The organism is Bacillus sp. N3378-2at (assembly GCF_033412715.1).
Taxonomy (GTDB): Bacteria; Bacillota; Bacilli; order Bacillales; family Bacillaceae; genus Bacillus; species Bacillus subtilis.
This window is the reverse complement of record NZ_CP117986.1, coordinates 1889526-1912760: the sequence shown is the minus strand read 5'-3', so window position 1 is coordinate 1912760 and position 23235 is coordinate 1889526. Positions and strand designations below refer to the sequence as shown.

Here is a 23235-nt window from a genome sequence, read left to right as displayed (position 1 = left end):
TCGTCTGACAATGAAGGAAGTCCTGCAAACGTGTTATACTAGAAAGATGTGAAAAAACCATTTCACTTTCTGCCAGCTGCAGAAAGCTTCATATAGAAACGGAGAGAACAACGTGAACCAACAAAAGAAACAGGCGCCCGTCGAACTGAAGGTCGGACAAACCTTTCCGCTGACGATTAAGCGTCTCGGCATTAACGGAGAAGGTGTCGGCTATTTTAAGAAAAAAGTCGTCTTCGTGCCCGGCGCGCTTCCTGGCGAAGAAGTTGTTGTGCAGGCCACAAAGGTCCAGCCGAAGTTTTCGGAGGGCCGCATTAAGAAAATCCGCAAGGCGTCTGAGCACCGGGTGGCACCGCCTTGCCCTGTTTATGAGCAATGCGGCGGCTGCCAGCTTCAGCACCTTGCATACAGCCAGCAGCTTCGGGAAAAACGCGATATCGTCATTCAGTCTCTTGAACGCCATACGAAGTTTAAAGTTGAAAACATGGAAATCAAAGAAACGATTGGCATGGACAACCCGTGGAATTACCGCAATAAAAGCCAATTCCAGATCGGACGCTCGCAAAGTGGGAGCATCATCGCCGGCTTATACGGCCTTGATTCTCATGATATCGTGCCGATTAAAGACTGTATCGTTCAGCATCCGGCAACGAACAAAACAACAGGCATCGTCCGCCGCATTTTAGAGGACTTCAATGTGTCTGTTTATAATGAAAGAAAACGAAAAGGCGACGTTCGCACGATCGTGACGAGAGTCGGCTTTGAAACAGGCGAAGTGCAGGTCGTGCTTGTAACTGCAAAAGAAACGCTTCCGCACAAGGAAGAAATCGTCAAAGCGATTCAAAAGCGATTGCCAGAGGTCAAATCCATTATTCAGAATGTAAACGGGGCGAAAACCTCAGTGATTTTTGGTGAGAAAACAAAACAGCTCGCCGGAAAAACAGTGATTCAAGAAGTGCTCGGCGACGTATCTTTTGAATTGAGCGCCCGCGCTTTCTTCCAGCTCAATCCGGAACAGACCGTCAAGCTGTATGATGAAGTGAAAAAAGCGGCGCAGCTGACCGGAAAAGAAAAAGTCGTTGATGCGTATTGCGGCGTCGGCACTATCGGCATGTGGGTTGCGGACGGAGCGAAGGAAGTCCGCGGCATGGACGTCATCAAGGAATCAATTGACGATGCCAAGAAAAACGCCAAAAAACACGGCATGGCAAATGCCACATACGTAACAGGAACAGCCGAGCACTGGCTCCCGAAATGGACGAAAGAAGGCTTCCGCCCGGACGTCGTCATTGTAGACCCGCCAAGAACGGGCTGTGACAGCACGTTCTTGGACACGATCAAAAAAGTCAAACCGAAACGCTTTGTCTACGTTTCCTGCAATCCATCCACGCTTGCGAAGGATTTGCAGACGCTGTCGAAGGACTATCGCGTGGACTATATTCAGCCTGTCGATATGTTTCCGCAGACGGCGCATGTTGAAGCAGTGGCGAGACTTGTATTGAAATCGTCTAACTAAAAAGAACATTTCCCAGTCATAAAATAGTTTTCCTAATAAGACCTGGATTTCGGTAAAATAAACAATTCCGATTTCCGGGTCTTTTTCGTGCGCAGCCCTTGTCCTAACTGTCTTTCCCCAATTTTATCTTTATTTTAACTGGCGAAAAGAATTGAAAAAACGTGTTGAAAAGCGGGTGAAAAAAAGCGTTATTTAACCGGAAAAATTTCCTTCCAGTATGATTAAAATACATGAGTAAAATGATGTAAAATCATAGATATATTTTTCATAATTTGAAAAATTATATATTGACTTGCAGTTATTACGTGTGAAATATTGATGATAGGAATATAAGGAAAGGTATGGCGTATATCATTTCAAGAGTCATTCGATGTAAAAAGTTGAAACATTGTAATAAACGAAAGAGGTGAAAATGATGGCCAACCCCATTTTAAAATGAATAACGTATGAGCACTACAACAATTAAATAATAGTGCCGACGATAACAACTATTACAGTAATACCTACAATGGTTATATCCTTGCGACAATCATGCTTCATAATAATTTAGATTGACACTTGGCTAAAAAGTATTGCAGAGAAGGAAATGGATAACTAAATGGATAAAGTATATAAAAAACGACCGTTATATAAAAGAAGTTGGTTTCAAACATTTTTGGCATTTTTAGTATCTCAGCTTTATTTTAATTTTGTAGAATTAACGGGATGGGGTCCTAAGTACAGAGAAATGAATGGATTCCCAGCAAACATAGTTGAACTAGATTTCTTTCAAACATATCTTTCATTCTATGATAATCCATGGTTTAATATTATTACTGTTTTCTTGGGAGTTTTCACTATTATACAAATAATTACAGGGATAACAAAGGATATTCGAAATTAAAGCAATAACTTCTGATGCCTTATTTAATGATGAAAGAAAATGAACACTTTCTTAATTATCTTATGAGTGAAGACTGCGACATTTAGTCAGCAGTCTATTTTATTGGTTCTGGATCAGGATTACCGAATTATAACCCTATACAAATATATAGTAGGTTGCCACTTGCTGCGTTGGTTATTTTCTAAATCATGAGCAAATCCCAAATGGTTCAGATTGAAGTTCTTGAATTCTTTTAAATAAGGGTTTATTTTCTCTTCTCATCCTCTTTACTCCATGTGATTCACAAGTGGTAGCAGCTTAAGTAGAGGTTTTTTCATTCTCTTGAGTATTCAGTTATACCACCCCCAACTCAATTTGCTTAATCAAAGTTTATCTCTTGAAATTAGTTTTTCCGCAAATATGATATTGAGATACGGATATGGTGTAGCGTTAAATATCTTATTTTCAATAACAGGACAATTATTTTGCGTTGGTAATATGGAGAACTCATATGATATTCTATTTAGGTTGGAATCCTTTTTATCCAAAAGTTCAAAAGTAAGGCCACTAAGAAAGACGAAGGTCAGCGCCAGTTAACCACAATATAAAAAATAGGGTAGATAATCATCCCACGTGAAATGTTCAAAATTAACTATAGATTGATAAGAAATGCTTTCGCATGCGATAAGTGTAAAAAGAAGCATGGTCAGTTTTTAATTTGGGATAAAGGTTCAGCCGTATCCCATAATGAAAGGATTTGAATGTATTATGACAGATAATTTCTGGCGTGAATTGCCACGGCCATTTTTTGTACTGGCACCAATGGAAGATGTGACAGATGTTGTTTTCCGGCATGTAGTAAGTGAAGCAGGCAGACCGGATGTATTTTTTACAGAGTTCACAAACTCAGAGAGCTATTGCCACCCGGATGGGAAGGATAGTGTGCGTGGCCGTTTGACGTTTACAGAGGATGAACAGCCAATGGTAGCCCACATATGGGGGGATAAGCCTGAAAACTTCCGTAAAATGAGTATTGGCATGGCAGAGTTAGGATTTAAAGGCTTAGATATCAATATGGGCTGCCCTGTACCTAATGTGGCAGGGAATGGAAAGGGAAGCGGCCTTATTTGCCGTCCTGCAGTGGCGGCAGAATTAATACAAGCTGCAAAAGCAGGGGGATTGCCTGTAAGCGTGAAGACAAGACTTGGATACACGGATGTGGATGAATGGCGCGAGTGGCTGACACACATTTTGAAACAGGATATTGCGAATCTTTCTATTCATCTGCGTACAAGGGCAGAAATGAGCAAAGTAGATGCGCATTGGGAGCTCATCCCGGAGATTAAGAAACTTCGTGATGAGGTGGCACCAGATACACTGTTGACAATCAACGGAGATATCCCTGACCGCCAAACCGGCTTGAAACTTGCTGAACAATACGGCGTCGATGGCATTATGATAGGGCGCGGTATTTTTACAAATCCATTTGCCTTTGAAAAGGAGCCGAAAGAGCATAGCAGCAAGGAATTGCTTGATCTCTTAAGGCTGCATCTGGATCTTCATGAGAAATATTCAGCATTAGAAGCCCGTCCGTACAAGCCTCTTCCTCGCTTTTTCAAAATTTATCTCCGCGGGTTCCGAGGGGCAAGTGAATTAAGAAATCAATGCATGAACACAAAGTCAACAGATGAAGTGCGTGCATTGCTCGACGACTTTGAGAGAAAGTATCTTGATGGGGTAGAATAACAGCAGTGCTTGATTCAAAAAAGGCTAACAAAATAAAGGGATTTTTACACCATTCTTGACTAAAATAAACCTGGATTTTCGGTAAATCCGGGTCTTTTTTGTACGCAGCTTTTACTCAGCCTGTCTTTTCTCTAATTTATTGTAAGAAAATAATGGTATATTTAGTGGAGATATCTTATAAAGGGGGAGAGGAAAATGAAACGGCTATGCATCATCCCCTGCGGCAAGAAAAAAATCTGGGACGTCCAGCCTGATGCCGGGCCGGTAAGAGCAGAGGACGCTTATCTCAGCCCGTTTCATCAGGCGTGCGAACGGTATGCGAAAGCATTTTTCGATGAGTGGGTGATTTTGTCTGCGAAGCACGGGTTCCTCCGCCCTGATGATCTCGTTTCGGGAAATTACGATGTCACTTTTGGCACCGGTCATCCGGAAATCATGACAGCGGACGAGCTGAGCCGCCAATTTCACGAAAAAGGCTTTTCTGATATCGAAGAGCTAGTCATGCTTGGCGGAAAAAAATATCGAAGCGTTCTAAACGCCGTCATCGGAGAACACCAGCATATCAGCTGGCCGCTATCATCTTACAAAGGCATAGGCTATATGCTCCAAGCGCTGAACCGGGCTGTTGAAGAAAAGCATGAACTGTAGCACATACATATGAAGAAAAGAGTGTGAACATGAAAAAACTTGTGTTTGGCTTGCTTGCCATTGCATTATTCGGATGCGGACTATATATCTATCATGTATGGTTCGGTGATCCATTTTCGAAAAATGCTGCAGAACAGAAGCTAGTCTCTTATGTGAAACAAACCTATCCTAAGAAAGAAATCAAGATCACGAATGGGGTATATAACGCTAAAACCTCTGAATATGTATTCGAAGCAACCTCCCAATCTCATCGCTACCCAATGTGTACGAAGGGATTTCTGCATCCTAAAGTAACGTGCGATGGAATTGAAGAAGCGTATACCGAATCAGTATCAAAACATGTAAATGAAGAAGCAACGAAGGCAATCGAAGCAGATCTGAAAAAAGCGGTTCCTCGACTTATAAAAGCTGATGCTGCTTTGAGTATTGAAAACGGACAGTTCACGTTAGATACAAAATGGAACAAACAGCTGGCTGAAAAAGCGCCTATGAGCATGACGATTCAGTTAGACGCCAGCGGGTTATCAAAAACAGATGCCGCAAAGATGGCGGAAACGGTCAGAAAAACGCTTAATGAAAAGGGATATACATACTCAAACGGCACGATAGACTGTATGCAGAAGGACGGGGTCGGCGGTATTGGATATGTCAAATATTCAATTGATTTTCTTTCAAAAGCAGCTACTCAGTCAAACGATGCAGAGGAACTAGGAAGTTAAAAAGATTTCCAAGGAAATAAATACGTCGATCATTGTCAAAGGCCGGGTGATATCCGGTCTTTTTTTGCATGCTGTAAAACGAGACAAATGAATCAGTTTGAGACAAAACGAGACACACGTCTCAAACTGTCTCCAAAGTGAAGACGAGAAGACTGATTTTACGGGTTCAAAAGACTGGCACACTTCTTGCATTTATAATGGTGAACCCTAAATAGAAGGAGGCGCACAAAATGAAATTGTTAAAACGAGAAGGCTTGTCATTAACTGAGGAAAAAGCGCTGTGGATGTACCAAAAGATGCTGGAGATCAGGGGCTTTGAAGACAAAGTGCATGAACTGTTCGCCCAGGGAGTGCTTCCCGGATTCGTTCATTTATATGCCGGTGAGGAAGCCGTGGCTGTAGGGGTGTGCGCTCATTTACATGATGGCGACAGCATTACAAGCACCCACAGGGGACATGGACATTGTATCGCCAAAGGCTGTGATTTGGACGGCATGATGGCGGAAATTTTCGGGAAAGCGACCGGATTGTGCAAAGGCAAGGGCGGTTCTATGCACATTGCGGATCTTGATAAAGGCATGTTAGGCGCAAATGGAATCGTCGGGGGCGGCTTTACGCTCGCATGCGGATCAGCGCTCACGGCTAAATATAAACAGACTAAAAATGTAAGCGTTTGCTTTTTCGGGGACGGGGCAAATAACCAAGGCACCTTCCACGAAGGGCTGAATTTAGCGGCTGTATGGAACCTTCCTGTCGTGTTTGTTGCTGAAAACAACGGCTATGGCGAAGCTACCCCATTTGAGTACGCATCAGCCTGTGATTCAATCGCCGATCGGGCAGCTGCTTATAACATGCCGGGGGTTACAGTTGACGGCAAAGATATTTTAGCAGTTTACCAGGCAGCCGAGGAAGCGATAGAAAGAGCAAGAAACGGCGGCGGCCCGTCTTTGATTGAATGTATGACCTACAGAAACTACGGCCATTTCGAAGGAGATGCCCAAACCTATAAAACGAAGGATGAAAGAGTTGAGCACCTTGAAGAAAAAGATGCCATTCAAGGTTTTAAAAACTACCTTTTAAAAGAAACAGATGCTAATAAGCTGTCAGACATTGAACAGCGTGTCAGCGAATCGATTGAAAAAGCCGTTTCGTTCAGCGAAGACAGTCCATATCCAAAAGATTCGGAGCTGCTGACAGATGTGTACGTGTCATATGAAAAAGGAGGAATGTAAGAGATGGCGAGAGTCATAAGCATGTCAGACGCGATCAATGAAGCAATGAAGCTTGCGATGAGAAGAGATGAAAATGTGCTTTTGATCGGTGAGGATGTCGCCGGGGGAGCGGCTGTCGATCATTTGCAGGATGATGAAGCATGGGGCGGTGTATTAGGGGTCACAAAGGGGCTCGTACAGGAATTCGGGCGTACAAGAGTGCTGGACACACCGATTTCTGAGGCGGGCTATATGGGTGCGGCTATGGCTGCGGCATCAACCGGTTTGAGACCGATTGCCGAGCTGATGTTTAACGATTTTATCGGCACGTGCTTTGACCAGGTGATCAACCAAGGGGCGAAATTCCGTTACATGTTTGGCGGAAAAGCGCAAGTGCCGATTACCGTCCGCACCACATACGGAGCAGGGTTCCGGGCCGCTGCCCAGCATTCACAAGCGCTGTATGGCCTTTTCACGAGCATCCCTGGACTGAAGACAGTTGTTCCATCCAATCCGTATGATGCCAAAGGTCTTCTGCTTGCAGCAATAGAAGATAATGATCCGGTGTTCTTCTTTGAAGACAAAACGTCCTACAACATGAAGGGCGAGGTGCCGGAAGATTATTATACAATTCCCCTTGGAAAAGCGGATATCAAACGCGAGGGCAATGATGTTACGCTCTTTGCAGTCGGCAAGCAGGTCAATACTGCGCTTGAAGCGGCTGCACAGCTTTCAGAGAGGGGCATCGAAGCCGAGGTCCTTGATCCGCGCAGTCTGTCCCCTCTGGATGAGGATGCGATTTTCACATCGTTAGAAAAAACAAATCGTCTGATCATCATTGATGAAGCCAATCCGCGATGCAGCATTGCCACGGATATTGCTGCGCTTGTCGCTGACAAGGGCTTTGATTTGCTTGATGCGCCGATTAAACGGATTACAGCGCCGCATACACCGGTTCCGTTTTCACCAGTGCTTGAAGATCAATATTTGCCGACACCAGATAAAATTGTCAGCGTCACGCTTGAATTGCTTGGCGAGCCGGCAATGAATTAAAGGGGGAACACAAATGGCGGTAAAAGTAGTGATGCCAAAATTGGGAATGGCCATGAAACAAGGGGAAGTATCGATATGGAATAAAAAAGTAGGCGACCCGGTTGAAAAGGGAGAAAGCATTGCCAGCATTCAATCGGAGAAAATTGAAATGGAGATCGAAGCGCCTGAAAAAGGAACGCTGATCGATATCAAAGTGAAAGAGGGAGAAGAGGTTCCGCCCGGCACAGCGATCTGCTATATCGGGGACGCCAATGAGTCGGTGCAGGAAGAGGCGAGCGCGCCTGTTGCTGAAGACAATATGCCGCAAGCCGTTCAGCCCGTCAAACAAGAAAACAAACCCGCAGCCTCCAAAAAAGATCGAATGAAAATATCTCCAGTCGCCAGGAAAATAGCAGAAAAAGCAGGATTAGACCTAAAACAACTGAAAGGAACTGGACCAGGCGGACGAATCGTGAAGGATGACGTAACAAAGGCTCTTGCTGAACAGAAAAAAGATCAGGCAAAGCCTGTGTCGGAGCAGAAAGCGCAGGAAATCCCGGTGACAGGCATGAGAAAGGTCATCGCTGCCCGAATGCAGGAAAGCTTGGCAAACAGCGCGCAGCTGACGATCACGATGAAAGCTGATATCACCAAGCTTGCCACTCTTCAAAAACAGCTTTCACCAACTGCGGAAGAGAGATACGGCACAAAACTGACGATCACTCATTTTGTCTCAAGAGCCGCCGTTCTCGCTCTGCAAGCTCACCCTGTGCTGAACAGCTTTTATCAAAATGAGCGCATCATCACACATCCCCATGTGCACCTTGGTATGGCTGTAGCCTTGGAAAATGGCTTAGTGGTGCCTGTCATCCGCCATGCTGAAAAGCTATCGCTGATAGAACTGGCTCAATCTATCTCAGAAAATGCCAAAAAAGCACGCGAGGGACGTGCGGGAAGCGAAGAACTGCAAGGATCTACTTTCTCCATTACAAACCTTGGCGCGTTTGGAGTTGAGCATTTCACACCGATACTAAATCCGCCGGAAACAGGCATTCTCGGCATCGGAGCAAGCTATGACACGCCGGTGTATCAAGGGGAGGAGATCGTCAGAAGCACGATCCTGCCACTCAGCCTGACATTTGATCACAGAGCGTGTGACGGCGCCCCTGCCGCTGCATTCCTGAAGGCGATGAAAACATATTTGGAAGAACCCGCAGCATTAATTTTATAGGAAAAGCAGGTGAAAACGACATGACATTAGCCATTATCGGCGGCGGACCTGCAGGCTATGCGGCTGCGGTTTCCGCGGCACAGCAGGGCAGAAACGTGCTGCTTATTGACAAAGGCAAGCTTGGAGGGACCTGCCTGAATGAAGGCTGCATCCCGACAAAGTCTTTGTTAGAAAGCGCAAACGTTCTTGATAAAATCAAGCATGCCGACAGCTTTGGAATCGAACTTCCGGCAGGTGCGATATCAGTCGATTGGAGTAAAATGCAAAGCCGGAAACAACAGGTTGTCAGTCAGCTTGTCCAAGGCGTTCAGTACCTAATGAAGAAAAATCAAATACAGGTTGTAAAGGGAACAGCCTCCTTTCTTTCTGAAAGAAAGCTCTTGATCGAAGGAGAAAAAGGAAAAGAAATCAGAGAGGCGGACCAAGTATTGATTGCCTCCGGATCAGAGCCAATCGAGCTGCCTTTCGCCCCGTTTGACGGCGAATGGATCCTCGACAGCAAAGACGCGCTTTCTCTTTCCGAGATTCCGTCTTCACTAGTCATTGTCGGCGGCGGTGTCATCGGGTGTGAGTATGCAGGGCTGTTCGCCAGATTGGGATCGAAGGTGACCATCATTGAAACAGCGGACCAGCTGATCCCGGCTGAAGACGAAGATATTGCCCGTCTTTTTCAGGAGAAACTTGAGGAAGACGGTGTCGAAGTGCATACCTCATCCAGATTAGAACGGGTGGATCAAACGGCCAAAACGGCAATATGGAAAAGCGGTCAGCGAGAGTTTAAAACGAAGGCCGATTATGTGCTGGTGGCGATCGGCAGAAAACCCCGTCTTGACGGATTACAGCTTGAACAGGCCGGAGTTGATTTTTCTCCAAAGGGCATTCCGGTGAATGGGCACATGCAGACGAACGTGCCTCATATTTACGCGTGCGGAGATGCTATAGGGGGCATTCAGCTCGCGCATGCCGCTTTCCATGAGGGCATCATCGCTGCTTCTCATGCTTCCGGAAGGGATGTCAAAATCAATGAGAAACATGTGCCGCGCTGCATCTATACGTCCCCAGAAATCGCGTGTATCGGAATGACAGAACGACAGGCAAGAAGAATATACGGCGATGTGAAAATTGGCGAATTTCCTTTTTCCGCAAACGGCAAGGCGCTCATTAAACAGCAAGCGGAAGGAAAGGTCAAAATCATGGCTGAACCGGAATTCGGCGAAATCGTGGGTGTCTCGATGATTGGCCCGGATGTAACCGAGCTCATCGGCCAAGCGGCAGCGATCATGAATGGTGAGATGACGGCAGATATGGCGGAGCATTTTATCGCCGCCCATCCGACTTTATCGGAAACATTGCATGAGGCGCTGTTAAGCACGATCGGCCTTGCGGTACATGCATAATAAAGGAAAAAGCAGGCGCATGGATATAAGGCGCCTGCTTTTTTTATTGTTGAAAGCGCTTTATTTTTCCCCTACAATAGATGAAAACGGCGTGTAAGGGAGGAGCGATCAAGGAAATGAATTCGGTCCCAAACGATTTGCAAACCTGGAAACGTTTTGTGAAAGACGGTGTGCTTGACGAAGCCCGATTAAGAAAACGGATTGCAGAGTCATGGCATCGCTGCAAAAAAGCTGAGGTCAATCCTTATTTAGAAAAAGGCCCGAAGGTTTTACAGCAAACGGAGCTGGATCAGCAGTCAAAAAAACATTCATTCTTCTTGACGACCGCAAAGCCTTACCTCGAAAAACTGCTGCCTGCCATAAAAGAAATGGAAATGATGGCGCTGTTAATTGATTCAGACGGTGTTGTTTTGGCATTGGACGGCCATTCCCGCGCGCTCTATGAAGCCAAACGCATCAACTTTGTCGAAGGGGCATGCTGGACGGAAACGGCTGTCGGAACAAATGCGATTGGCACGGCACTCCACATTAGCGAGCCGGTTGCGATACAAGGATCAGAGCATTACTCCATTGCTTCCCATCTTTGGAACTGTTCAGCCGCTCCGATTCACCATGAGGATGGCAGCCTTGCGGGTGTGATTGACATATCGTGTCCGGCGGCAGGCGCTCATCCTCATATGCTCGGTATTGCCACTGCGATCGCCTATGCAGCTGAACGGGAACTCGCAGCTAAAAGCCGTGAGAAAGAGCTCGAGCTGATCAGCCGTTTTGGAGAGAGGGCTGCATCCAGTGTGCCGATGGTGCTATGCAATACCAAGCAGCACATCATCAGTGCGAGCATACCGATTCGAACCTCAATACCGGATTGGCAGGGCCGGCACCTGTATGAGCTGAAGGAACGGGGCTACTCAATCGAAAAAGCTGTCACCATAGGAGATGGCGGCACTTGTTTTTATCTTTCGGAACAAAAGAAAAAGAAGGTGTTTCGATTCAATGGAGTGATCGGGCAAAGCGGCCGATCGCAAGCGATGCTGATGAACCTTGAACGTGCAGCTGCGGCAGATGCAACGGTCTGTTTGTCGGGCGAAACTGGTACGGGAAAGGAAGTCGCGGCTCGCGCGCTTCATGAGAACAGTGAGAGACGGCACGGTCCGTTTATTGCTGTCAATTGCGGAGCGATTCCGTCTGATTTGATTGAAAGCGAACTATTCGGATATGCAGAGGGCGCTTTTACGGGAGCGAAACGAAATGGCTATAAAGGCGCCTTTCAAAAAGCGAATCAAGGCACATTATTTTTAGATGAAATCGGAGAAATTTCCCACTCGATGCAGGTTGCGCTTTTACGGGTGCTTCAGGAACGCAAGATAACGCCAATCGGCGGGACGAAAGAAATTCCGGTTGATATCAGAGTTATTGCCGCCACACATTGTGATTTACGCGAGCTTGCCGAAAACGGAAAAATCAGAGAGGACTTGTTTTACCGTCTTCATGTCTATCCAATTGAACTCCCTCCATTACGCGATCGCACCGAGGATATCCCGGACCTCTTTGAGCACTACAAACAGAAGAATCATTGGCCAGGCGAACTTCCTTCTGATTTTTGTAATGTGCTGAAGCAATGGAAGTGGCCGGGGAATATCCGTGAGCTGTTTAATGTGTTTGAACGTCTTTCTATCAGATTTCCGGACGGCCGGCTGAGGGATGAACCGCTACCCGCTTTACTGGAAGCCGCTGGATTGCCGGCCAGCTCTGCAGAAAAAAAGCCGGCTGCTGCCGGCGTGCTTACCTTTCGTGAGCAAATCCAAAAGGATATGATGATCAAAGCGCTTGAATCAGCAAAAGGAAACGTCTCTCAAGCCGCAAAAATCAGCGGGATCCCCCGAAGCACTTTCTACAAACGCCTGAAAAAATTCAACTTGTCCGCTGAATCATAAAGCATACTTCCTTCAGGAAATGGAAACGTTATGTATTGAAGGAGGGTGTTACGATGAATATTCAAAGGGCGAAAGAAATTGTAGAATCTCCCGATATGAAAAAAGTAACATACAACGGCGTTCCTATTTACATTCAGCACGTAAATGAAGAAACTGGAACAGCAAGAATTAATCCGCTTGACGAACCGCAAGAGGAGCATGAAGTGCAGCTGAACAGCTTAAAAGAGGATTAAACAAAAATGGCCCGCTTCATAAGCAGGCCATTTTGTTATCCGCGCGGCGCAAATAAAATAACACATACACCGATGAGACAAATGAATGCGCCGATCCAGTCATACAGATCAGGTGTTTTCCGGTCAACAAGCCATCCCCACAGGACCGCAAGCACGATGAATACTCCGCCATAAGCGGCGTATACACGGCCGAAAGATGGGAAGGACTGAAACGTCGGAAGAATGCCGTATACAATGAGGATCAGCGCCCCGGCAATTCCGTAGCCGGCTGGCTTTGCCTCTCTCAGCCATAGCCAAACCAGATATCCGCCGCCAATTTCGGCAAGCCCCGCCGCGAGAAATAAAAGAATGGTAACCAGCATTCATGAGCACTCCTCAAGTTGCTTTTCTCTTTCATTATAAAGGAGGAGAGCTGTTAAAGCTTTGGATGATTTTCAAATTCCTTTAAATACGCGCTGCGCTGAATCTCCGTAAATTGGCTGATCCAGTTGCTTTTCGCCTCTTCATTCAGATGAGGGAGGATATAGCGTTCCACCGCTTCAAAAAACAATGGATTCGCGATAATGTTCCAAGTAGGGATGCGAACGACTTTTCCGTCTGTTTTCTCGATGATAATATCTTCAAAAAAGATCCCTTTCAAGCTGTAATGATGCCGTCCCATATAAATCCGTTTTACCTCAGAAAACATCACGCTGCGCTTTCTAGAGAAAATCTCGCCATCAGGCCCTGTTTTTACGCTGAAAATGACATTTCCCCGGCTTGTGAACGCCGGAAAAGCCATAAAAAATGTGATCAATCCATAAACGATCGCCATTAATCCGCCGCCCAAATAAAGCAGGGCATACTTAGATTCAAATGTAAGAGCTTCAGACACCAGCCATACTCCTGCAATAAAAGCGCCCCCTGTAGCGAGGAACAGCCAAGCTCTTAGAAACATCATGCTTTTTACTTCAATCATGTGCTGCCCCTAAAGCTTCGGATGATTCTCAAATTCCTTCAAATACGCACTGCGTTGGATGTCTGTAAACTGTCCGATCCAATTGCTTTTCGCCTCTTCATTCAGATGTGGAAGGATATAGCGTTCAACCGCTTCGAAAAACAACGGATTCGGAATGATGTTCCAAGTGGGAATGCGAATGGTCTTCTGATCAACGGTTTGGATCAATATATCTTCTTGGAAAATTCCTTTTAGACTAAATTTATGGCGGCTCATCTCAATTTTCTTGATATCAGTAAACGTAACAGACACTTTGTCAGTGAACACTTCTCCATTTTTTCCTGTCTTGATGCGGAAAATGGTATTTCCCCGCGGGGTGAAAGCCGGAAAGAAGATGATAAATAAATATAAACAAAACAAGGTGAACAGAAAGCCAGCAGGAATGGCTAATAGGTAATATTTCGTTTGAAACGTAATACCCATATAAAAGAGCCACAAACATGCTAATCCCATACCGGCAGATCCGACAAAAGCCCATATTCTCAGGAACATTTTGCTTTTGACTTCAATGATTTCTTGGTTTTTCAATGCTTTTCTCCTTTTGTTAATTCAATTCTTATCATTTTGAAATGATTTGATTTACAACATCCTTATGAGCAGGGAGGATAGAAAATTCATTCTGGGTGATGCCTGTGACAAGCCAAGTATGGTGGGCCCCCGGCAGGACAAATGCCATGTCAGCCACTTCAGGAGTGTTATCTTTGCCATATGCCAGACGCATAAGTGTATCCATTTTCCCTTTCCGCATAGCCAGATCATTTGCAAATCGGGTAACGTCCTCTTGGTGGTCATGTTTTTCAAGGAACTCTTTTAGATATGAAGGGTTGTCTGAAGCGCCCTCCAAGAGTTTTTCAAATTCATTTGATGTCAATGTCACAATCGATTCTCTTTTATCCTCTGTATCTATTATATGTAAAAACTCATCTGTCTTAGCAAGTAACCCTTCACTTGATTCCATTTTTGTAATGCGATGGACTTGTTCATCAAAAAGGAGTTCGTGAGAGTAGGTGCCGAATTTTGATACATGGCAGGACACATTCTGTTCGGCGCCTTGCCCGTTAAATTTAGAAAGCTTCACTGTATAGTCAGCGTCGTTTAATACATGGATAAACGGACAGTACTCGTCCTTTAACCGATATTGATGGTTCCGATATTCCGCTGCATCCTTAGCTAAGAGTGAGCGGCAAGCTGCTTCGAACAAAGCGCCGAGCTGTTCATCTTCTATTTCCGGAAAATAGGCCTGCTTCAAGGCCATCCCCTGTTCAAAAAACCCTTCGCTGTAAAAGCAAAATAAGAGTTCTTCTATGCTAATTGTAAACTGCTTCATTGTTTATTCTCCTATCCAAATGAAAATTTCCCTTTAAGGAAATGGGTTGCGCCGTGTATGAGCGAATCCGCTGTTTTCTTTGCTTTTTCCATTCCTTTTTTCGCGCTGTCTATCCCTTTATGTATCGATTTATTCGCCGCATCTATGCCGTCATTCACTGATTTGACGACTTTGCCGGCTGATTCCAGCCCTTTTTTGGCTGTATCAACGACAGCATGGATCGGTTCTTTCAGCTTTAAGGCTGCTTTTTCGGCAAAACCGGCTGTATATTTGGCGATTTGTTCTCCGACGACTCCGCCAATGTATGAACCTGCTGCCCCAAGAAGGACAGTACCCACAGGTCCTGCAAAGCTTCCAATTGCACCGCCGATGACAGCACCAGCTGTGGCACCGCCGGCAATAAAAATGGTGTTATTCACAGCATTCCCGACGGCCTTGGCGTTTTCACGCTTGAGAACTTCGGGTTTGTCCTGGTATTTTGCATAATTTTCAGCAATTTTCACGCCTGCTCCGAATGTTTCGGTCGCACCGGTAATCAGTGTGGCGGTAATGGCATTTCCTTTCGCGAATCTCAAGCCCGTTTTTCCCACATCCTTCAAAGTGGAGCGTACGCCGGCTTCATTAAGAAATCCTTTTGTGTAGCTTCTGACGCTGTTTGAAAAATCCACCGTGTCCTGAGGGAAGTATTTTGTAAACTTTTTATGTACCAAATCTGAAAATGGACGGTTTGTCTTTTTCAACAAATATTTAGGATTCAAAAGCACTCTTGCTGCTTTTTGATAACGTGAGCTGTCAACGGCCCTGGAAATATCCAAGAGCAGTTTTGAGTGCTGGGCTGTATGCAAGCCGCTTGGTTGTTTCACAAATTTCGTAAGCCCTAATCCGTAATATTTTCCCTGCGTCAGCATAAGAGCGGTTAAGCTTGTCATCGTACCGTATTTGTCGTAGGCATTGTAGAGCTTTCGCAAAATATCATCTTGTTCCACAAATTTATCGCCTGTTTTTCTGATGAAAATCTCATTGTCACTCAGCTTGGTGACGAGCGCCTTTCCTGAGCTCCACGCATCGCCCACTCCAGAAAAACAGCTGCTGTAGCGGGGATCGCATTGCAAAATCATCTGCCCCAGCTCCACATGCAGGTCCTTATATTTGTTTTCCATATCAGTTAATTCAGTGACTACATCATTTGCAAGCTGTTCGAGCTTATCCGGATCAACTGCAATGTTTCCTGACACACCGTTCACCTCCCGAGTTTATGTCTTTCCTCTCTTGCTTTACGCTCCAGTTCTTCCATTCTGGCAATTTCAGCTTTTCGTTCTTCTATTTTGACAGCGGCAGCCTTCAGCTCTTGGCTTGTTTCAAGCAGCTCCTGTTCGAATTGATCGTAGGCGGCTTTCGTTTCCTCGAAATCCTGGTCAAACGAATCTCTTGCTTTGCCCTGCCAAGCATCTCCCAATGCAGATAACCGGGATTCAAGCAGCATTTTGGAGCTTCTGACCTCTTCTGCGGCCGCACTATACTTGTTTGCCAGCTCAATGACTTTATATGAGTCCAACTTTTGTCCCCTGCCTTTTCTAAATTCACGCACAATTGGATGTTTTATATAAATGATTATAAATAATTCGGCATGTATCCGAATCGTACAAAAGAACCTTTTCATAAGAATTGGAAGGGCGTATATTCACTTAAAATTCACAGTTGGTGAGACTTTAAGATTACAAAAAAGGTAAAAAAACCAAATCTCTCAGACATAAGGCAAATGAGAAATTTCCCGCTCTATGGGAAAAAACACTAAAGTTGATCAAATGACCTAAGTGCGCCAAACGTGTTACGGGACGAGCTATCTCATGGTATAAATGAAATTGTAAACGTTATCAAGGAGGTCGTCATATGAAGAAAAAATCATTCTCAATCGTAATAGCGGGCGGAGGGAGCACTTTCACTCCAGGGATCGTACTCATGCTCTTGGACCATTTGGAGGAGTTTCCGATCAGAAAGCTGAAGCTGTATGATAATGATAAGGAGAGACAGGATCGAATTGCAGGCGCCTGTGACGTTTTTATCAGAGAAAAAGCGCCGGATATGGAATTTGCAGCGACGACTGACCCGGAAGAAGCTTTTACAGATGTCGATTTTGTTATGGCGCACATCAGAGTAGGGAAATACGCGATGCGTGCGCTTGATGAGCAAATTCCGTTAAAGTACGGAGTTGTCGGCCAGGAGACGTGCGGGCCGGGCGGGATCGCATACGGTATGCGTTCGATCGGCGGTGTGCTTGAAATATTAGATTACATGGAAAAATACTCGCCTGATGCGTGGATGCTCAATTATTCCAATCCGGCGGCAATTGTGGCTGAAGCTACGAGACGCCTTAAACCGAATTCTAAAATTCTCAATATCTGTGATATGCCGGTTGGGATCGAAGACCGGATGGCGCAAATTCTTGGCTTATCCTCAAGAAAAGAAATGAAGGTCCGCTATTACGGATTAAATCACTTCGGCTGGTGGACATCAATTCAGGATCAAGAGGGCAACGATTTAATGCCGAAGCTGAAGGAGCATGTATCTCAATACGGCTATATTCCGAAAACAGAGGCTGAAGCGGTGGAAGCGAGCTGGAATGACACATTCGCCAAAGCGCGTGACGTGCAGGCCGCAGATCCTGATACACTGCCGAATACGTATTTGCAATATTATTTGTTCCCGGATGATATGGTGAAAAAATCAAATCCGAATCATACGCGGGCAAATGAAGTGATGGAAGGGCGCGAAGCTTTTATTTTCAGCCAATGTGACATGATTACACGTGAGCAGTCCACAGAAAACAGCGAAATCAAAATCGATGACCACGCATCATATATCGTTGATCTTGCCCGGGCGATTGCCTACAACACAGGTGAAAGAATGCTGTTGATCGTTGAAAATAACGGCGCAATTGCGAACTTTGACCCGACTGCGATGGTCGAGGTGCCATGCATTGTCGGCTCAAATGGGCCTGAACCGATTACCGTCGGCACCATTCCGCAATTCCAAAAAGGGCTTATGGAGCAGCAGGTATCCGTTGAGAAGCTGACTGTTGAAGCGTGGGCGGAGAAATCGTTCCAAAAGCTGTGGCAGGCGCTAATTTTGTCAAAAACAGTGCCGAACGCGCGTGTGGCAAGACTCATTCTCGAGGATTTAATGGAGGCCAACAAAGACTTCTGGCCTGAGCTTGATCAAAGCCCGACCCGTATATCATAACTGAAATTCCCCCATTTTCGAATCTGTAATTGTATATAATAGAAAGAAAATGGGGGGATCTGATATGCAGCTCGAAGAACTGATCAATCAGCACTACAGCAAATTGAATGACAACGATTTTCATATTTTAAAATATATATTGAATCATAAGCACACATGCTATCACCTTGGAATCGACGCGCTTGCCAAAGCTTGCAGTGTATCGCGTTCCTCAATTTTACGGCTTGCCCAAAAGCTCGGTTTCAGCGGTTACAGTGAATTTCGCGTCTTTTTAAAGTGGGAAGATCAGCCGGAAGAAGGCGAGAGTATGAGTTTTCAAAAGCTGCTTGATGATATTGAAGCAAATTTGAAGTTCTTACGGACAAAGGACATGACGGACATGTGCCAGCTGATTGATGAAGCGGACCGCATTTTCGTCTACGGTTCTGGAAATGCGCAAAAGATATGCGCCCGCGACCTGCAAAGAATGTTTATTCCGCGCCATCGCTATCTTATTTTGATTGAAGATACAAATGAATTTAATTTGATGCGCGATGATTTTAAAGTAAACGATCTGTTTATCATCATTTCTCTTTCCGGAGAAACACCGGAGCTGATTCCTCAGGCAAGAATGCTTTCTGCAAAGGGTATTCCCTTTATTTCCATTACGAATTTAAAAAACAATGTCCTCGCCCAGCTGACTCCGCATAATCTTTATGCGACAAGCAAACCTGTGACATTAAGCGATAAAACGGAAATTGTCGCTTTTGCACCGTTTTTTCTCGTTGGCGAAGCATTGTTCCGCGCATATGTTGATTACAAAGAGGCAGAAAAAAATGACAATGAGTAGCAGGGGGTTTTGGTATGATGCAAAAAATTCAGCGCTTTGGAAGCGCGATGTTTGTGCCTGTTTTATTATTCGCGTTCGCCGGCATTATCGTCGGTATCAGCACGCTCTTTAAAAATAAAACCCTCATGGGCCCGCTCGCCGATCCCGACGGTTTTTGGTATCAGTGCTGGTATATTATTGAGCAGGGCGGCTGGACTGTTTTTAACCAAATGCCGCTCTTATTCGCCATCGGCATCCCGGTTGCTTTGGCGAAGAAAGCTCAGGCACGCGCTTGTTTGGAAGCGCTTACTGTTTACCTGACATTCAACTATTTTGTCAGCGCGATATTGACGGTATGGGGAGGAGCATTTGGCGTCGACATGAACCAAGAGGTCGGCGGAACGAGCGGGTTAACGATGATTGCAGGCATAAAAACGCTCGATACCAACATTATCGGAGCCATCTTTATTTCTTCGATTGTCGTCTTTTTGCATAACCGCTATTTTGATAAAAAACTGCCCGATTTTCTCGGCATCTTTCAAGGCTCAACATATATCGTGATGATTTCCTTCTTTATTATGATTCCGATTGCCTTGGCTGTGTCTTATATTTGGCCGATGGTTCAATCGGGAATCGGCTCGCTTCAAAGCTTCCTGGTTGCTTCTGGGGCGGTGGGCGTTTGGATATACACGTTTTTGGAACGGATTTTAATTCCGACCGGCCTTCATCACTTTATTTACACGCCGTTTATTTATGGCCCGGCTGTAGCGGAAGGAGGGATCGTCACGTATTGGGCACAGCATCTCGGCGAATATTCGCAAAGCGCCAAACCGCTGAAGGAGCTCTTTCCGCAAGGCGGATTCGCGCTTCACGGCAACTCGAAAATCTTCGGTATTCCGGGTATCGCCCTGGCTTTTTATGTGACAGCCAAAAAGGAAAAGAAAAAACTCGTCGCAGGGCTGCTGATTCCTGTCACACTGACAGCGATTGTCGCCGGTATTACAGAGCCAATTGAGTTTACGTTCTTATTCATTTCACCTTTCTTATTTGCGGTTCACGCCGTGCTTGCCGCCACAATGTCGACAGTTATGTATATGGCCGGCGTCGTCGGAAACATGGGGGGCGGACTGATCGAAGCGGTAACCTTGAACTGGATTCCGCTCTTTGGAAGCCACGGTATGACATATGTATATCAAATTTTGATCGGACTCTCGTTTACAGCAATTTATTTTTTCGTCTTCAGATTTTTAATCCTCAAATTCAATATCGCTACACCAGGACGGGAAAAGGATGAACAGCAGGAAACAAAGCTATATTCGAAAAAGGAATATAGAGAAAGAAAAAACAAGGATGAAACGGCCTCCGCTGCTGAAACGGCTGATGACACCGCTTTTCTGTATATTGAAGCGCTGGGCGGAAAAGACAACATCACTGAAGTCACAAACTGCGCAACCCGCCTCAGAGTCAGTGTCAAGGATGAAACAAAGGTTGAACCCGACAACGTATTCCGCGCGCTTGGCGCACACGGCGTTGTCAGGAACGGGAAGGCGTTTCAGGTGATTATCGGATTAAGCGTACCGCAGATGCGGGAGCGTGTGGAAAAATTACTGAATGAATAGTCAAAATTATTTTATCTTGCGCTGTTTAAAGACAGCGCTTTTTTGTTTGTCATACGTTTGCCACTTATAAGTGGAAGGGATGTTATGTTTCTTAAAAACTGAAACCAATAGGGGGAGTAAAAATGGAAAATTATACAACGTTTTTAGGTCTTTACAAACCTGAAAGCACTGAAAGTATTGAAATTGATTCCAAGCTTGCCGAGAATTTCGAAACGATTGATAGTAAAATTGGGATTGCATTAAGTAATGGAATAACAACTTTTGAAAACTTAAATGAAAGACTCAAAATGTATGAGAACAGATTTGAGTACCTTGATGAACGAAACGTAATGGATTATGGAGCTAAAGGAGACGGGGTCACAGATGATACGCAAGCATTTCATGATGCGATGGCCGAAGGCGGTTATCTCATAAAAGTCCCTGCAGGCGTATTTAGGGTATCTGGCTTGCTCGTTCCTTCGAATACAATGCTGGTTGGAGCGGGTAAAAAAAGGACCATCATCAAGTTATTAGACGATACGCCAGTTGGTCACTCTGTACTCACCAATAGTGATCATACAAATGGTAATGAAAATATCTACATTGGACATTTGACACTGGACTGGAATAAAGATACGCGTCCTGCTGGATGGAAGATCCCTAAGGGGCCCACTTCAAGCTGCTTGCTTTTTGCAAATGTGGATTACTCTTTTGTAGAGCATGTTTTTGCAAAAAATGCCGGCCTTCACGGGTTTGATGCTACAAGCCCTAATTATAACAGACACGGAGAAAATGATGATCCTACCTTTTATCAGCCTGGTGGCTGCAACTTTGTAACCTTCTCATATTGCGAAGCAACAGGCTCTGGCGATGATAATTTCACATGTCACTTTGGAAAGCATACGACTTTTAGTCATTGTCTTTCTTACCATCCGATGGGGTTAAATGATGGGTCTTCAAATACAAACTGTTTTGAAATCGATGATGGCTCTCAGGATGTAATGGTTGATAGCTGCATCGCAATTGGAGGAGTTCGAGGATTTGAAATTAAAGCTCATGATTATGCTCCGGCTGCAAAAAGAGTTCAACTTGTGAACTGCCGTGCCTATGAAAATGCAATTAGTTTTTGCATTCGGCATATAGGACACCACACAGCAAGTGATCCTCAATCAGCATCAGCTCATGACGTTCAGCTGGCTAACTGTATCGCATATAACCCTAAGCCGAGTGATCTGTACAAAGGGGCAGGGCCGAATGCATTGCAAATTTCAGGTTACGATGGCGTCAATGTGGTTAATTTTCATGCTATATGCGATGATTCCTCCATTAACTATAAGGGAAATTCAGTCGTAAGCGTGTATTATAAAGGGCGTCTAATCAATTTAAAGAATATAACGATTCGAGGATTTAAAACTGCTGATAATGATCTTTATATTGTAGGTGGCGACAATTCTGTCGGCAAGGTAATGATTGATGGTGTGACATTGATCGATTCAGCCGAAAAGGGTGTTGTTTTTGGGAGCGGTATGTACGAATCTGTAGTTAGTAATGTATGGGGGCAAAGATCGCCTAAAAATAACAGTGGTACAGTGGGAATTTTTTCTGTTGACCCTGATCTTAATGTTTCTAATTGTGACTTTTCAGGCTACGAAACAGATTTTAAGATTGGCGGCGTTGTGACGCCGTACTTTTTGTTTAAACATAAAGGAAGCGGGATTATTGGCTCTCGTGATTCCCACGCTACTGGAAATAATAATTTTGTAGCTGGATCTGTTCGAAGCAGAGCAACTGGGGCTGCTCAATCTTCTGTGATAGCCTCATATAATACGATCAATCCGAACTCAGACTCTGTTGCTTTAGGATGGGCAAGTGGGAGCACACCATCCTCATCAAACAGAAAGATAGAATTTCATGCAAAAGATGGAACGATTAAGGCTTCAGGAAGCATAAAAAGTTCCCAAACGTTCTCGGATTACGCTGAATATTTTGAGAGCCTAAGCGGTGAAAAAATTCCGGCAGGAACCCTAGTTACTTTGGAGGGTGATAAAATTAGACCTGCAAAAAAAGGTGACTTTATGCTTGGAGTTATTTCTGAAACAGCTGGTGTGATACTTGGTGAGTCAAGCTTCCATTGGTCTGGAAGATACCTGAAGAATGATTTTGGCGGGTATATTTATGAAAAACAGAAAGATGCCAATGGCCAAATCGTCATGGCGCCTATGGAAAACCCTGATTATAAGCCAGATAAGAACTATGCCTCTAGGGAAGAGAGGGATGAATGGAATGTTGTGGGCCTTGTAGGACAGGTTTATGTAAGATGCGACAGCACAGTAGAAGCCGGAGACTTTATTCAAGCGCATAACAACGGAATTGCTACAAAAACGGTATCTCCTAAACAAAGGTGGCAGGTCATGAGAGTCATCAAAGAGTTCGACAAAAGTAAGGGATATGGAGTGGTTTTAGTTTTTATTCGGTAACATTAAAATGTACAGATTCTAAATAGAGTGCTTAACAATGCACTCTATTTAGAGTTTTAATTAGATTTTAGAAATTTTTCACCGCATTTTTATGAGATTATATTCCTCGCAAAAAGGTCTTCATTTTAAAATTTATCTTTTTCATTATTCCTGCAGTTCCAGCAATCTTCCTAATTTATCTAAGTCTATCCAGCACCTCAACTTAAGTAGAGTAAAATCTTTGATATTTTTTAATGAACGCAGATCAGCAGTGAATAGCTCT

Annotated in this window: 21 protein-coding genes; 15 read left to right on the top strand and 6 right to left on the bottom strand. The window is 44.7% G+C overall.

Features of this window, described 5'->3' with window-relative positions:
- Nucleotides 1-112: 112 nt before the first annotated feature.
- From rlmD to PUN35_RS10445, 11 genes are all read left to right on the top strand, one after another.
- On the top strand, nt 113-1513 hold the full coding sequence (gene rlmD, locus PUN35_RS10495; protein WP_003233644.1) for a 23S rRNA (uracil(1939)-C(5))-methyltransferase RlmD: 1401 nt from the start codon (nt 113-115) through the stop codon (nt 1511-1513).
- 598 nt (nt 1514-2111) lie between these two features.
- Nucleotides 2112-2396, top strand: a complete 285-nt coding sequence (locus PUN35_RS10490; RefSeq protein WP_021481197.1) for a YfzA family protein — start codon at nt 2112-2114, stop codon at nt 2394-2396.
- Between the two features lie 747 nt (nt 2397-3143).
- Nucleotides 3144-4121 (top strand): tRNA dihydrouridine synthase, encoded by a 978-nt coding sequence (locus PUN35_RS10485; protein WP_033881375.1) that lies wholly within the window; start codon nt 3144-3146, stop codon nt 4119-4121.
- Nucleotides 4122-4316: 195 nt separating this feature from the next.
- Nucleotides 4317-4769 carry a DUF6884 domain-containing protein gene (locus PUN35_RS10480; protein WP_014479178.1) on the top strand — a complete coding sequence of 151 codons (453 nt, stop codon included), beginning with the start codon at nt 4317-4319 and terminating at the stop codon, nt 4767-4769.
- A 29-nt stretch (nt 4770-4798) separates the two neighbouring features.
- On the top strand, nt 4799-5488 hold the full coding sequence (locus PUN35_RS10475; RefSeq protein WP_014479179.1) for a YfjL-like protein: 690 nt from the start codon (nt 4799-4801) through the stop codon (nt 5486-5488).
- Nucleotides 5489-5718: 230 nt separating this feature from the next.
- Nucleotides 5719-6720 (top strand): acetoin:2,6-dichlorophenolindophenol oxidoreductase subunit alpha, encoded by a 1002-nt coding sequence (gene acoA / locus PUN35_RS10470; protein WP_003242898.1) that lies wholly within the window; start codon nt 5719-5721, stop codon nt 6718-6720.
- A gap of 3 nt (nt 6721-6723) precedes the next feature.
- Nucleotides 6724-7752: an acetoin:2,6-dichlorophenolindophenol oxidoreductase subunit beta gene (gene acoB / locus PUN35_RS10465; RefSeq protein WP_014476166.1), complete on the top strand. Its 1029-nt coding sequence runs from the start codon at nt 6724-6726 to the stop codon at nt 7750-7752.
- A gap of 13 nt (nt 7753-7765) precedes the next feature.
- Nucleotides 7766-8962 (top strand): acetoin dehydrogenase complex dihydrolipoyllysine-residue acetyltransferase, encoded by a 1197-nt coding sequence (acoC, locus tag PUN35_RS10460; protein ID WP_014479180.1) that lies wholly within the window; start codon nt 7766-7768, stop codon nt 8960-8962.
- Nucleotides 8963-8982: 20 nt separating this feature from the next.
- Nucleotides 8983-10359, top strand: a complete 1377-nt coding sequence (acoL, locus tag PUN35_RS10455; RefSeq protein WP_014479181.1) for an acetoin dehydrogenase complex dihydrolipoyl dehydrogenase — start codon at nt 8983-8985, stop codon at nt 10357-10359.
- Nucleotides 10360-10475: 116 nt separating this feature from the next.
- The gene (gene acoR / locus PUN35_RS10450) at nt 10476-12293 is read left to right on the top strand and encodes an acetoin dehydrogenase operon transcriptional activator AcoR (protein WP_014479182.1); all 1818 of its coding nucleotides are present in this window, start codon (nt 10476-10478) and stop codon (nt 12291-12293) included.
- Between the two features lie 53 nt (nt 12294-12346).
- The gene (locus tag PUN35_RS10445) at nt 12347-12526 is read left to right on the top strand and encodes a small acid-soluble spore protein H (protein ID WP_014479183.1); all 180 of its coding nucleotides are present in this window, start codon (nt 12347-12349) and stop codon (nt 12524-12526) included.
- A gap of 35 nt (nt 12527-12561) precedes the next feature.
- On the opposite strand, the gene PUN35_RS10440 is transcribed toward PUN35_RS10445, so the two are convergent.
- Genes PUN35_RS10440 through PUN35_RS10415 form a run of 6 tightly spaced genes read right to left on the bottom strand, consistent with a single transcriptional unit; the run spans nt 12562 to nt 16405 of the window.
- A complete protein-coding gene (locus PUN35_RS10440) occupies nt 12562-12888 on the bottom strand; it encodes a YnfA family protein (protein WP_014479184.1) in 327 nt (108 codons plus the stop codon).
- Nucleotides 12889-12941: 53 nt separating this feature from the next.
- Nucleotides 12942-13484, bottom strand: coding sequence for a YfjD family protein (locus tag PUN35_RS10435; RefSeq protein WP_014479185.1), 543 nt, complete (start codon nt 13482-13484; stop codon nt 12942-12944).
- A 9-nt stretch (nt 13485-13493) separates the two neighbouring features.
- Nucleotides 13494-14051, bottom strand: a complete 558-nt coding sequence (locus tag PUN35_RS10430; RefSeq protein WP_003244496.1) for a YfjD family protein — start codon at nt 14049-14051, stop codon at nt 13494-13496.
- A gap of 31 nt (nt 14052-14082) precedes the next feature.
- The gene (locus PUN35_RS10425; protein WP_014479186.1) at nt 14083-14850 is read right to left on the bottom strand and encodes a hypothetical protein; all 768 of its coding nucleotides are present in this window, start codon (nt 14848-14850) and stop codon (nt 14083-14085) included.
- 11 nt (nt 14851-14861) lie between these two features.
- A complete protein-coding gene (locus PUN35_RS10420; RefSeq protein WP_014479187.1) occupies nt 14862-16085 on the bottom strand; it encodes a hypothetical protein in 1224 nt (407 codons plus the stop codon).
- A 5-nt stretch (nt 16086-16090) separates the two neighbouring features.
- Nucleotides 16091-16405 carry a WXG100 family type VII secretion target gene (locus PUN35_RS10415; RefSeq protein WP_003243177.1) on the bottom strand — a complete coding sequence of 105 codons (315 nt, stop codon included), beginning with the start codon at nt 16403-16405 and terminating at the stop codon, nt 16091-16093.
- Between the two features lie 335 nt (nt 16406-16740).
- On the opposite strand from PUN35_RS10415, the gene glvA reads away from it, so the two are divergent.
- The 4 genes from glvA (at nt 16741) to PUN35_RS10395 (ending at nt 22973) form a co-directional block, all read left to right on the top strand.
- Complete coding sequence (glvA, locus tag PUN35_RS10410) at nt 16741-18090, top strand: maltose-6'-phosphate glucosidase (protein ID WP_014479188.1); 1350 nt, start codon at nt 16741-16743, stop codon at nt 18088-18090.
- 64 nt (nt 18091-18154) lie between these two features.
- Entirely contained in the window at nt 18155-18919 is a 765-nt protein-coding gene (glvR, locus tag PUN35_RS10405) for a MurR/RpiR family transcriptional regulator GlvR (protein ID WP_014479189.1), read from the top strand.
- A 14-nt stretch (nt 18920-18933) separates the two neighbouring features.
- On the top strand, nt 18934-20517 hold the full coding sequence (gene malP, locus PUN35_RS10400; protein WP_014479190.1) for a PTS maltose transporter subunit IIBC: 1584 nt from the start codon (nt 18934-18936) through the stop codon (nt 20515-20517).
- Between the two features lie 122 nt (nt 20518-20639).
- Nucleotides 20640-22973 (top strand): peptidase G2 autoproteolytic cleavage domain-containing protein, encoded by a 2334-nt coding sequence (locus tag PUN35_RS10395; RefSeq protein ID WP_014479191.1) that lies wholly within the window; start codon nt 20640-20642, stop codon nt 22971-22973.
- The last annotated feature ends 262 nt before the right edge of the window (nt 22974-23235 follow it).